The organism is Pseudomonas sp. IT-P74 (genome assembly GCF_949768175.1).
GTDB lineage: Bacteria > Pseudomonadota > Gammaproteobacteria > Pseudomonadales > Pseudomonadaceae > Aquipseudomonas.
The window spans coordinates 18,219-30,481 of sequence record NZ_CATKQD010000007.1; the positions used below are offsets into that span (position 1 = coordinate 18,219).

At 59.1% G+C, this 12,263-nt stretch carries 12 protein-coding genes and 1 tRNA gene; 7 read left to right on the forward strand and 6 right to left on the reverse strand.

Translation table 11 applies throughout. The features are described from left to right. Positions 1-9 precede the first annotated feature (9 nt). From ACM6J5_RS06550 to ACM6J5_RS06560, 3 genes are all read left to right on the forward strand, one after another. Positions 10-279 (forward strand): hypothetical protein, encoded by a 270-nt coding sequence (locus ACM6J5_RS06550; RefSeq protein WP_223530029.1) that lies wholly within the window; start codon positions 10-12, stop codon positions 277-279. 119 nt (positions 280-398) lie between these two features. Further along, entirely contained in the window at positions 399-698 is a 300-nt protein-coding gene (locus tag ACM6J5_RS06555; protein WP_414928037.1) for a type II toxin-antitoxin system Phd/YefM family antitoxin, read from the forward strand. Then, positions 695-1,003, forward strand: coding sequence for a type II toxin-antitoxin system RelE/ParE family toxin (locus ACM6J5_RS06560; RefSeq protein WP_414928038.1), 309 nt, complete (start codon positions 695-697; stop codon positions 1,001-1,003). The genes ACM6J5_RS06555 and ACM6J5_RS06560 overlap by 4 nt, the downstream gene beginning before the upstream one ends. 131 nt (positions 1,004-1,134) lie before the next feature. Here the strand turns inward: ACM6J5_RS06560 and ACM6J5_RS06565 are convergent, their stop codons facing one another. From ACM6J5_RS06565 to ACM6J5_RS06580, 4 genes are all read right to left on the reverse strand, one after another. Continuing rightward, the gene (locus ACM6J5_RS06565) at positions 1,135-1,464 is read right to left on the reverse strand and encodes a hypothetical protein (protein WP_095945016.1); all 330 of its coding nucleotides are present in this window, start codon (positions 1,462-1,464) and stop codon (positions 1,135-1,137) included. 61 nt (positions 1,465-1,525) lie between these two features. Next, positions 1,526-2,056 (reverse strand): DUF5384 family protein, encoded by a 531-nt coding sequence (locus tag ACM6J5_RS06570; protein WP_095945015.1) that lies wholly within the window; start codon positions 2,054-2,056, stop codon positions 1,526-1,528. 10 nt (positions 2,057-2,066) lie between these two features. After that, positions 2,067-2,576 carry a hypothetical protein gene (locus tag ACM6J5_RS06575; protein WP_095945014.1) on the reverse strand — a complete coding sequence of 170 codons (510 nt, stop codon included), beginning with the start codon at positions 2,574-2,576 and terminating at the stop codon, positions 2,067-2,069. A 251-nt stretch (positions 2,577-2,827) separates the two neighbouring features. Continuing rightward, positions 2,828-2,904: transfer RNA gene (locus ACM6J5_RS06580), tRNA-Arg, on the reverse strand. 349 nt (positions 2,905-3,253) lie between these two features. Between ACM6J5_RS06580 and gabD the strand changes: the two genes are divergently transcribed. From gabD to ACM6J5_RS06595, 3 genes are all read left to right on the forward strand, one after another. Continuing rightward, the gene (gabD, locus tag ACM6J5_RS06585) at positions 3,254-4,696 is read left to right on the forward strand and encodes an NADP-dependent succinate-semialdehyde dehydrogenase (RefSeq protein ID WP_095945012.1); all 1,443 of its coding nucleotides are present in this window, start codon (positions 3,254-3,256) and stop codon (positions 4,694-4,696) included. Positions 4,697-4,880: 184 nt separating this feature from the next. Beyond that, positions 4,881-6,158, forward strand: a complete 1,278-nt coding sequence (gabT, locus tag ACM6J5_RS06590; protein ID WP_007994487.1) for a 4-aminobutyrate--2-oxoglutarate transaminase — start codon at positions 4,881-4,883, stop codon at positions 6,156-6,158. Positions 6,159-6,293: 135 nt separating this feature from the next. Further along, positions 6,294-7,505 (forward strand): response regulator, encoded by a 1,212-nt coding sequence (locus tag ACM6J5_RS06595; RefSeq protein ID WP_095945011.1) that lies wholly within the window; start codon positions 6,294-6,296, stop codon positions 7,503-7,505. A gap of 125 nt (positions 7,506-7,630) precedes the next feature. On the opposite strand, the gene ACM6J5_RS06600 is transcribed toward ACM6J5_RS06595, so the two are convergent. Together ACM6J5_RS06600 and desA are read right to left on the reverse strand one after the other, a co-directional pair. After that, on the reverse strand, positions 7,631-8,620 hold the full coding sequence (locus ACM6J5_RS06600; protein WP_150673729.1) for a GGDEF domain-containing protein: 990 nt from the start codon (positions 8,618-8,620) through the stop codon (positions 7,631-7,633). A gap of 285 nt (positions 8,621-8,905) precedes the next feature. Continuing rightward, positions 8,906-10,090 (reverse strand): delta-9 fatty acid desaturase DesA, encoded by a 1,185-nt coding sequence (desA, locus tag ACM6J5_RS06605; RefSeq protein WP_095945009.1) that lies wholly within the window; start codon positions 10,088-10,090, stop codon positions 8,906-8,908. A 146-nt stretch (positions 10,091-10,236) separates the two neighbouring features. Here desA and dibA point away from each other — a divergent pair, with 146 nt between their 5' ends. After that, positions 10,237-12,156, forward strand: a complete 1,920-nt coding sequence (gene dibA, locus ACM6J5_RS06610) for a phosphodiesterase DibA (protein ID WP_414928039.1) — start codon at positions 10,237-10,239, stop codon at positions 12,154-12,156. The last annotated feature ends 107 nt before the right edge of the window (positions 12,157-12,263 follow it).

Here is a 12,263-nt window from a genome sequence, read left to right on the forward strand (position 1 = left end):
TCGGGGAATTTGGCATCCCGACCCGAAAGCGCGCACTATCAGGCCATAGCCGATGCGTTGGAGGATGCCGTGGCAAAAAAAATCGACCGCATCGCCCAAATGCTCAACTGCCCGCAAAAGGGCGAGGAACTGCGGCGAGCGATTACCGAGAGTCGCAAGGATTTTCTGCTGAATCAGCCGGAAGAAGACGTTGTTGAAGACGACGACCTTGAAGAGGAGTTTTTCGAGGACGACGAGGACGATGATGAGTACGACGAGTTCGACTGGACGACAGAGTGAAAAAAAACCGCTTCGGCGGTTTTTTTGTGGGCCAGGACAGCGCCGGTTGGAGACTCGTTGACCCCCGTGTAGGGAATGGAGCACTATAAGGTACTTTTTTTCGTACCTTTGGAGCCGTCATGGAGCAGCTTCTTGCAAGCCGTTCGGTCAGTATCACGGAGCTCAAGCGCAGCCCGAGCACTGTCATCGAGCAAGCTGGTTCCGAGCCTGTTGCCGTGCTCAACCACAATCGCCCTGCCGCCTATCTTTTACCGCACGCGGCCTATCAACAGCTGCTGGATCGGCTACACGCGGCCGAACTTCGTGAAGCCATTGCAGCCAGCCGCAACGATCCGCGTCCGGCCATCGCTGCCGATACCGTGTTTGCCGAGCTTGATGCGCTGATTGATGAGGTAGCAGCCGAGCAAGGCCGTCCATGAGGCAATTGTTTTTCTCTGCATTGGCACGGGACGATCTGCTGCAAGTCGCTCGTTTTATCGCCCGAGACAACCCTGAACGGGCCCGGACGTTTGTGCGCGAGCTACGCACGCAGTGCACGCGATTGATCGATCAACCGAACCTGGGTGTTGCAAGAGACGATTGCGCCAAGGGATTGCGAATGCTCCCCCATGGCCGATATCTGGTTTTCTACTGTTTGATGGACAATGGGATCAAGGTCGAACGTGTGCTGCATAGCGCGAGAGACATTGGCCGGCTGTTTGAAAAAAACAGCATTGATCATTAGGCGCTTAGCCCTTAAACACACACACACACAAAAGCCCCAGATCTTAAGACCTGAGGCTTTCTCGTTTCTACGTATGGCACCCAGGCGAGATTCGAACCCACGTCCCCCTTTCGGAGCCGTACTTGCTAGTGTCAGAGCCCATTAGGGAGAAATTTGGTTGCGCCGCTGACATCATCGATTTTCTTGATGCGAAAGGCTTTCAGGCAGGTTTCGTCGCGGGTGTTGGCGTCAGAGCAAAATTGCTTGATGAAGTCGGCAAAGACCATGTCCTGGCCATTAACGGTGAGGACGCGCTTGTAATATTCACCATTGATGCCCTGGGCTTGACGACTGGTCGTCATCTCCTGGTCCACCACCAGGCGTCCGTGCAGGTCGACAGCTGGAACCTGGGCTTTGGGATCTTCTTTGGAGCAGGCGCTCAGGAGCAGTCCCGCGGCAATCAGCGTACATAAACGCAGCATATGAATTCATCTCTGATAACGGATGCCCCGGACCGGGGTCCGGGGGCGATCGATAGGAAGATTACTCGCCGAACAAGCGGCCGGAACGGTTGACTTCAGCCTTGCCGGAGTCTTCCAGCAGAGACTTGGCACCGGAGGTCACATTGCGTGCCGAGTCGGCTTCAGACTGGATCACATCGGTGCGTGCCGCGCTATCACGCAACTCCGCATCGATGTAGTCGTTGGCGCGTGCGGTGCGCGCGCGCTTGGCCTGCAGTGCCAGGCGGCGCTCTTCCAGCTCCAGTGCGCGCAACTCGTCTTCGAAGCCTTCTTCACGGGTTTGAACACGCTTATGTTCAACTTCTTGTGTCTTGCGCTGCTCCAGGGCCCTTTGTTGCGCCGCTTGCTGTGCCGCCGCCCGCTGCCGACGATCAGCAGCGCTGCGAGCTTCCTCACGTGCCCGGTCGGCTGCCGCCTGGCGCAGGCGTTCGGCCTCAGTGGCTGCTTCAGCCTGTTTGGTTTGCTGTTCGATTTGATACAGATTGTCGAATTGGCCTGCCAATGTCGGCATGGCGAGCAGTGCGAGGACCGAACCCAGAACGATATGTTTCATGTCCGACCCCTTAGCTTTTCTTGGGTTCTGGACAGGTCGCATTCGGCTGAATGCGTGTTTCGTTGGAGATGGTCATCACCATCAGGGAAATTTCGCCAACCTTGAACTCACAAGGGCGACCCACCTGGGCAGAAGTGTAGATCTTGCCGCTTTCCGAATAACCAATCAGCACGCCCGGTACCAGAGTGGTGTCATTGACCATCGAACCCGCCATGGCGCCTGCAGCGCCACCGGCTACACCGCCGACAATGGCCGTGTCGGTGTTTTTAGTGTTGCCCAGTGCGGCACCACCGATCAGACCCAGTACCCCGCCCGCCATCATGGCTGCTTTTTTGTTCTTTTCGTTGCTGACTTTGATCTTGCTCGGCGAGATCGTAAGGATTTTGACAGTTTTAGCTTCCTGCTGAGTGTTGACCTGACTGGCGTCGAACACATCTGCCTGATACTCCTCACCGCTGGTTTGGCAACCAGCAAGAACGGCAGCAATCGAAAGCACCAGGCAGCGTTTTAACATCATCATTTCTAATATCTCTATGAGCGTAAGAAATCCCGAAAGGGACAGTCCATTGTGATTTGAGGCAATGTGCCATCATTTTAATCAAACTCAAGAAGATAAGGCCAAGGAAACTTTGGATTGGGATTGGATAGATCGAATACATCGAGGTAAGGCGATTCAGCAACGGCTGAACGGGGAGGTGTGAAATTCATGAAAACGACACCCACAAAAAAGCCCCAGACCCATAAGGCCTGAGGCTTTCTCGTTACAAGGTATGGTGCACCAGGCGGGATTCGAACCCACGACCCCTGCCTTCGGAGGGCAGTACTCTATCCAGCTGAGCTACTGGTGCAGCGGGCGCCATGATACGCATATGCACTGCGGGCGTCCATGCTGCTGAATCGCCTGCGTTTTTTCAAAGCTGTAACGCGCGTTTGCTACGTTGATCAGAAAAAATAGGCAAAAGCGTCGTTTTCGTTCTTTTTTTCGAACAGGCTATTGTCCTTTACCCCCTTTGATCCTAGGATTCGTTTGAGATTTCAAACGCTCTTGTCTGGGTGCTGAACCGCACGATTTGAATCAGTGCGCTTTTTATGTGCTTCAGCCCGGTGAATGATTTCCCTGACGGCAGCCTATCGAGGCGCCTTTCTACAATCATAATTTGCTCCGCATTCGTTGCGGTGCTGTTAAGGAAAGCCGACATGCAGCTTAAAGACACCCAGTTGTTCCGCCAGCAAGCCTTCATCGATGGCGCGTGGGTTGATGCGGACAATGGTCAGACGATCAAGGTCAACAACCCGGCAACGGGCGAAATTCTGGGCACCGTGCCGAAAATGGGCGCTGCCGAAACCCGCCGTGCGATCGAAGCCGCTGACAAAGCGCTGCCGGCCTGGCGTGCACTGACCGCCAAAGAACGTGCGACCAAGCTGCGTCGCTGGTTCGAGCTGATCATCGAGAACCAGGACGACCTGGCTCGCCTGATGACTCTGGAGCAAGGCAAGCCATTGGCCGAAGCCAAGGGCGAAATCGTTTACGCCGCGTCCTTCATCGAGTGGTTCGCCGAAGAAGCCAAGCGCATCTACGGTGACGTGATTCCGGGCCACCAGCCAGACAAGCGCCTGATCGTGATCAAGCAGCCAATCGGCGTGACCGCTGCCATCACCCCGTGGAACTTCCCGGCCGCGATGATCACCCGTAAAGCCGGCCCGGCCCTGGCCGCCGGTTGCACCATGGTGCTCAAGCCTGCTTCGCAAACTCCGTTTTCCGCCTTCGCCCTGGCCGAACTGGCCCAGCGTGCCGGCATCCCGGCTGGCGTGTTCAGCGTTGTGTCCGGCAGTGCCGGCGACATCGGCAGCGAGCTGACCAGCAACCCGATCGTACGTAAGCTGTCCTTCACCGGTTCGACCGAAATCGGTCGTCAACTGATGTCGGAATGCGCCAAGGACATCAAGAAAGTCTCCCTGGAACTGGGCGGCAACGCGCCGTTCATCGTGTTCGACGACGCGGACCTGGATAAGGCCGTCGAAGGCGCGATCATTTCCAAGTATCGCAACAACGGCCAGACCTGCGTCTGCGCCAACCGCCTGTACATTCAGGATTCGGTCTATGACGCGTTCGCCGAGAAGCTGAAAGTGGCTGTGGCCAAGCTCAAGATCGGCAACGGCCTGGAAGTCGGCACCACCACTGGCCCGCTGATCGACGAAAAAGCCGTGGCCAAGGTGCAAGAGCACATCGCTGATGCGATTTCCAAAGGCGCCACCGTGTTGTCCGGTGGCAAGCCGATGGAAGGCAACTTCTTCGAGCCGACCATCCTGACCAATGTGCCGAACAACGCTGCCGTGGCCAAGGAAGAAACCTTCGGCCCACTGGCTCCGCTGTTCCGCTTCAAAGACGAAGCCGATGTGATCGCGATGTCCAACGACACCGAGTTCGGTCTGGCCTCGTACTTCTATGCTCGTGACCTGGGCCGTGTATTCCGTGTGGCTGAAGCCCTGGAATACGGCATGGTCGGCGTCAATACCGGGTTGATCTCCAACGAAGTCGCGCCGTTCGGCGGCATCAAGGCCTCGGGCCTGGGCCGTGAAGGCTCCAAGTACGGCATCGAAGACTACCTGGAAATCAAATACCTCTGCCTGGGCATCTAAGCCCGGCACGGCATTGCTTCAAGCGCAAAGGGCACGAGAGCGCTGTCCCTTTGCGCCGCTTCAAACCGGAATTTTCTCGGTGACCGGGAACGCCGTGGCAGTCGATCATCGCATGCTGCCGCCGTTGCTCCCCGTCGCTTTATCCTTGAACCACGCCGCCCGATGAGCGGTGAATGAGGAATGTATGAGCAAGACTAACGCTTCTTTGATGGCCCGCCGTACCGCTGCTGTACCACGTGGTGTTGGCCAGATTCACCCGATCTTCGCCGACTCCGCGAAGAACGCGACCGTAACCGACGTTGAAGGTCGTGAGTTCATCGACTTCGCCGGCGGTATCGCCGTGCTGAACACCGGCCACGTGCACCCGAAAGTCATCGCCGCCGTGACCGAGCAGCTGAACAAGCTGACCCACACTTGCTTCCAGGTGCTGGCCTACGAGCCGTACGTGGAAGTGTGCGAAAAAATCAACGCCAAGGTCCCAGGTGATTTCGACAAGAAAACCCTGCTGGTGACCACCGGCTCCGAAGCCGTGGAAAACTCCATCAAGATCGCCCGTGCCGCCACTGGCCGTGCCGGCGTGATCGCCTTCACCGGCGCGTACCACGGTCGCACCATGATGACCCTGGGCCTGACCGGTAAAGTCGTGCCTTACTCGGCCGGCATGGGCCTGATGCCAGGCGGCATCTTCCGCGCGCTGTACCCGAACGAACTGCACGGCGTGAGCATCGACGATTCGATCGCTTCCATCGAACGCATCTTCAAGAACGACGCCGAGCCGAAAGACATCGCCGCGATCATCATTGAGCCGGTTCAGGGCGAAGGCGGTTTCTACGTCGCGCCTAAAGAATTCATGAAGCGACTGCGTGCCCTGTGCGACCAGCACGGCATCCTGCTGATCGCTGACGAAGTACAGACTGGCGCTGGCCGTACCGGCACTTTCTTCGCCATGGAACAGATGGGCGTTGCCGCCGACCTGACCACCTTCGCCAAATCCATCGCTGGCGGCTTCCCGCTGGCCGGTGTGTGCGGCAAGGCCGAATACATGGACGCCATCGCTCCAGGTGGCCTGGGCGGCACCTACGCCGGTAGCCCGATCGCTTGCGCCGCGGCCCTGGCCGTGATGGAAGTGTTCGAAGAAGAACACCTGCTGGATCGTTGCAAGGCTGTTGGCGAGCGTCTGGTTACCGGCCTGAAGGCCATCCAGGCCAAGTACCCGGTGATCGGTGAAGTGCGTGCCCTGGGCGCGATGATCGCGGTCGAGCTGTTCGAAAACGGCGACAGCCACAAGCCGAACGCCGCAGCCGTGGCGTCCGTTGTGGCCAAGGCTCGCGACAAGGGTCTGATCCTGCTGTCCTGCGGCACCTACGGCAACGTTCTGCGCGTCCTGGTACCGCTGACCTCGCCGGACGAGCAACTGGACAAAGGCCTGGCGATCATCGAAGAGTGCTTCTCCGAGCTCTGATCCCTGGTGTGACCTGATCCACAAAAAACCCGCCTCGGCGGGTTTTTTCATGCCCCTTGAAACACATCCCGCGCATTAGCGCTGTATCGAATGGCCAGCATTGGCTAAGGTTCCTGCATTGCCAGGGAGAGCTGTATGACAACTGTCATTTTACCCGCCGTTCCAAGAGTCCTGATTGCCGAGGCCGACCCCTGGTCCCGTGATTTGCTCAAGGAAGTGTTGTTGAACGTACGCTGCGATGCGCGGCTGGATTTGTGCGCCGATGGCCAGCAAGCGCTGGAGCTATTGGCTGCCAACCCCTATGACCTGGTCATCGCCGACTGGGAGTTGCCGGGCGTCGATGGCCTGAATGTCCTGCGCAACGTCCGTCAGCGCAAACGCAATCCGCCCATGCCGTTCATTCTGATGAGCAGTCGCAACGACAGTGCCAGCGTGCGCGAGGCCTTGCCGCTGGTGCCGGCCGCGTACCTGACCAAGCCCCTGAATATGGAAAGCCTGACCCAGCGGTTACAGGGGTTGCTGCTGAACGCTGGCGAAGAAGTCTCGTGCGAAGTGCCGTCGCTGGCGCCGGGCATGACTCTGTCGGTGTTTCTGGAGCGTCGACGGGAATTGGCCGACGGCGCGCCGCTGATGACCGACGTGCAAGTAGCGGTCAAGCGCAGCCTCAATCCCAATGGCCTCGACCTGACGGTGCTGGAAGACGAAATCCGCACCGATCCGCAGGTCACGGCCGTGCTGATCGCCGCTGCCAACAGTGCGGCCCAGCACCACGGCGCCGGTGTGCAGACCCTGTCCCAGGCGCTGCATCGCCTGGGCACGGGGCAGAGCATGAATCTGATTCTCGGCCTGGCGCTCAAGCGCAGTGCCCGGCTCAGTGACCCGCAATTGGCCGACTATGCCGAGCGTAACTGGAACCTGTCATTGCACACCGCCGAATACGCGCGAACCTTGGCGCGTCTGCTTGATCTGGATCAGGAGCGTTGCTATTGCGCCGGCATGTTGCATCGCCTCGGCGATCTGGCGTTGCTGCGCTGTTTGCAGGAGTGGAAACAGGCCGGTGGCGAGCTGGACGAGCAGGAGGAAGTGGGCGAAGCGCTGGTTGAATTTGGCGCGGCCTATGGTTCGGCCCTGCGCACGCGCTGGCGCCTGCCACTGGAGTTGCGGGAGCTGATCGCGGCGGCCTACCAGCTCGGTGGCGGGGTTTACTCCCGCGAAGCGCTGGTGATGAACATGGCGGCGCAGATGGCGCGCCTGACCGAGCATGAGGGCATCGAGGAGCTGGCGAAGAGCCGGACGGCGCGGTTGCTCAAGATTGGCTTGCCGGAGTTGATACGTTTGCGCAAGTAGGAGCAGCCGGTCGACGCTCGATTGCTCGCGATGGAGGTAAGCGATGACGCGTAAAGTCTGAATCACTCTCGTGCCTCAGGTTTTTCGCGAGTAAGCTCGCTCCCACAGGGTTTTGCGATGGCCGCTCAGGCGGTAATAATCCGGTTCTTGCCCTCACGCTTGGCCTGGTACATCGCGGCATCCGCGCGGGAAAACAGGTTCTCCACGTTTTCGTCCGCGGCGGTCAGGCTGGTCAGGCCCTGGCTGACGGTGATGCCGAACGTCTGGCCTTCATGGGTGAAACGCAATCGCTGAATCTGCTGTTGCAAGCGTTCCGCCACTTGCAGGGCCATCTGCGGCGTACAGCCGGGAAACACTGCTGCGAACTCCTCACCGCCAATGCGCCCGAACAGGTCGCCACGGCGCAACGCTGCGCGGCCGCTATCGGCGATGCGTTGCAACACGTTGTCGCCTTCCTGGTGACCATAGGTGTCGTTGATGATTTTGAAGTCATCGATGTCCAGCATCAGGAACGACAGCGGCTCGCCCCGTTGCCGGGCGTGTGCGAACTCGCGGTGGGCGCATTCGAAGAAATGCCGGCGGTTGCTGCTCTGGGTCAGCGCGTCGGTGGTGGCCAGGCGCTGCAGCTCGCGTTCCATTCGCTTCTTGTCGGTGATGTCCTCGGCGATGCCGACGATGATCACCGGTTGCCCCGGCTCGGCCTGGCGGTTGACGTAGCATTTGTCGCTGAGCCAGCGCACCTGCCCGTCGGCGGCAATGATTCGATACTCGCGGTCTTCGACAGCGCCCTTGTCCAGCACTTCGGCCAGGCTGCGTTCGGCGTAGTCCAGGTCGTCAGGGTAAATGCAGTCGCGCCACTGGTTGCAGTCGGCCAGCAGCCGATCGGCCGAACGGCCAAAGATCCGTTCGTAGGCGGGGCTGACGTAAAGCATCTGACGGGTTTCCCAGTCGAATGCCCATAGCACCGCGTTGACGCTCATCAGCAAGGTGTTGAGCAACTGTTCGCGCTCGCTCAGGCGTGCGACTTCGCCTTGGGCGTGCATCAGCGCAATCAGGGTCTGCGCAGCCTCGGGCCCATGTGACGGAGATGAGTCTTGCAGGTTCTTTTGGGCCATCGACACAAATCTCAAAGGGCATTCCGCGTATTAGATAGCGGCCAACACCAAGCCCGCCGGGGATAGCGAAGTGTCTTTGAGATAGGGCTTTTCGGGTGAAGTTCCCGCCTTTTGTGGCGAGGAAGCCGGCTTCCGCCGGGCGGTACTGGCGATGCGTTCTTGCGGCAAAAAAACAATGTGGGAGCGAGCCTGCTCGCGAAAAGGGGGTGCCAGTCAAATCAATATTGACTGACACGCCGCCCGGAGCCGGCTCGCTCCCACAGGTTTTGCGGCTGCGCGCTGCAATCAGACAGCAGCAGGACGCAGGGAGTAGGTCTTCAATTGACCGGCGAAGTCGCGCAGTGACTGAATCCCGCTGGCTTCGGCTTCGTGTACCCAGTCCTTGATGGCCGCCAGCATGTCGTGACCATTTGAGCTGGTCTTGACCCAGATCTGTTGCAGGGCCAGGCGTTTCTCGTAAATTACCTTCAGCGCCTGACTGTGCTCGAGCATGCTCTGGATGCGTACATGGTGCTTGTCATCCAGCAGGCTGGTCTCCCGCGAAAGCAGGCGTTTGGCCCGGTGGAACTGGTGGCGTACCGAGTGATCGACCTTTTCCAGCTCTTGCTTGACCAGCGGGCCGATCACCAATTTGCGGTACTGGGCCATGATCTGGAAGCGGTTGTTGAGGATCGCCATGGCGGTGTCCATGTCCAGGTTGCCCTTGCCTTCGACGCGATGGGCAATCGGCGCAACCCGCTGGACCTTGGCCAGGCGCAGGAAGCTGAAGACTTGAATCCACGCCCAGCCCAGGTCGAATTCCCACTTTTTCACCGACAGTTTTGCCGAGTTAGGGTAGGTGTGATGGTTGTTATGCAGTTCTTCACCGCCAATGAGGATGCCCCAAGGCACCAGGTTGGTCGCCGCATCGCGGCATTCGAAGTTGCGGTAGCCGATGGCATGGCCCAGGCCATTGACCACGCCGGCGGCCCACACCGGGATCCACATCATCTGGATGGCCCAGATGGTGATGCCGATGGTGCCGAACAGCAGCAGGTCGATAACGCCCATGATTGCGATGCCCAGCAGCGGGAAGCGGCTGTAGAGATTGCGCTCGATCCAGTCTTCGGGGCAGTTCTTGCCGTAGATGCGCAGCGTCTCGGGGTTTTCCGCTTCGGCGCGGTACAGCTCGGCGCCTTTGCGCAGCACCGTGGACAAACCCTTGATGACCGGGCTGTGCGGATCATCGACGGTTTCGCATTTGGCGTGATGCTTGCGGTGGATGGCGGTCCACTCGCGGGTGTTCTGCGCCGTGGTCAGCCACAGCCAGAAACGGAAGAAATGTTTAAGGCCCCCATTGAGCTCCAGGGAGCGATGGGCCGAGTAACGATGCAGATAGACCGTGACGGCAATGATCGTGACGTGGGTCATCAGCAGGGTGACTGCTACCAGCGACCAGGGCGACAAGCCAAGAAAACCTTCGTACCACATAGGCTGTAGGGCCCTCGATAAAGAAAAAACAGCCGTTGCATTATCACTAAGCCCACACAGAAAACCAGTCGCCCTTTCAGATAAGAGTGGCTGGATGTGTCTTTCAACTATAATTCCAATCTTTTTGTAGGGACATGGATTGCCGGATGCCTGCCACCTATCGCGATGCCTTGCGTGCAGCGCTGCTCTATCTGTTGCTTTCTGTGGTTTGGCTGCAGATGAGTGGCTATTTATTAAACAGTTTCTTCGATAGCTCTGCCGAGCGACTGCGATGGCAACTGATCAACGGTTATGTTTGGGTACTGTTCAGCGCCGGGTTGATCTTCATTGCCCGGGCGCGGTTGCTGCGATGTCTGGGGATCGGCGCCAAGCTGCGTGAACGTGATGCCGACCGCACGCGCTTGCGCCAGGCGGCGGCCGTGTTCGACTGCACCCGCGAAGGCGTGCTGGTCACCAATCGGGAAGGCGTGATCGTCCATGTGAACCGGGCGTTCATGGAAATCACCGGTTACGGGTGTGAGGACGTGCTGGGGCAGCGGCCCAATCTGTTCAAGTCCGGACGACATTCCCCTGAGTTCTATCAGGTGATGTTTGCCGCGCTCGCCACTGTCGGGGAGTGGAGTGGAGAAATCTGGAACCGGCGCAAAAGCGGCGAGATTTACCCGCAATGGCAAACGATCCGCCTGATCCACGACGATTTCGGCCGGCCGAGCCAATATGTGGCGGTGTTTTCCGACATCAGTGCAATCAAGAACTCCGAACACGAGCTGATGCACCTGGCGCACCACGATCCGCTGACCGACCTGCCGAACCGCCTGCTGTTCACCGACCGCGCCGAACAGGCCCTGGCCTCGGCACAGGTCCACAAGCGTGGCTGCGCGCTGCTGATGATCGACCTCGATCACTTCAAGATGATCAACGACAGCCTCGGGCACACCATTGGCGACCAGTTGCTCAAGGCTGTGGCAGAGCGCCTGGGCGCCATGTTCGGTCCGGGCATCACCCTGGCCAGGCTGGGCGGAGATGAATTCGCCGTGCTTGCCGATAGTTGTCCGCAACTGGTTCAGGCCGCTGCGTTGGCCCAGCGGATCATCGATGGCCTTAAAGAGCCGTTCCTTATTGATGGGCACCAGCTGTCCATCAACACCAGCATCGGCATCAGCCTGTTCCCCAGCGATGCCTTGAGTGTCGAGCAACTGCTGCGTAATGCCGACTCTGCACTGTTCAAGGCCAAAAGCACGGGGCGCAATGATTATGCCCTGTACACCGAAGAGCTGACGGCCCACGCCCAGCAGCGGGTCGAGATCGCTTTCGAATTGCGCCGCGCCCTGGACCAGCAGGAGCTGCGGGTCCATTACCAGCCGGTTCACGACCTCAAGACCCGTCGCTTGATTGGCGTCGAGGCGCTGGTGCGTTGGCAGCACCCGCAGCGGGGCCTGGTGTCGCCGGCGGAATTCATTCCGGTCGCCGAACGAACCGGTCTGATTGCTGAAATCGATGCCTGGGTCATGGCGCAGGCGTGCCGGCAGATGTGTCAGTGGCAGCAGGGCGGGGTGGTGTTGTCGTTCGTCGCGGTCAACGTATCTTCGCGCCTGTTCGCCCGTCGTGAGCTGTACCAGCAAGTGGCGCAAGTCCTGCGCGAAACCGGGCTGGAACCGGCGTTTTTGGAGCTGGAAGTCACTGAAAGCGCGGTGATGGAAGACCCGGAAGTCGCGCTGGAGCAGATGCATCGCCTGCGCGAGCTGGGTGTACGCCTGGCCATCGACGACTTTGGCACCGGTTATTCATCGCTGCTGCGGCTCAAGCGTCTGCCGGTGCAAAAGTTGAAAATCGACCAGGGCTTCGTCGCCGGGTTGCCGTGGGATGAAGATGATGCAGCGATTTCGCGGGTGATCATTGCCCTGGCCCAGAGCATGGGCATGCAGGTGCATGCCGAGGGGATCGAGCAGGTCGAGCAGGCTGCTTTCCTGCTCGAGCAGGGATGTGATCTGGGGCAGGGTTACTGGTTCGGGCGGCCGGTGCCGGCGGCGCAGCTCGATTGGGCTCATGCCCCGGTCATCACCTGATTTACAAAATCCCTGTGGGAGCGAGCTGTTCACCTCAAACCCTTGTTCCTTCAGTTAATCTCTTCTGGTTATATAAACATTCTTAAATAGTCTTTTTAAGAATATCA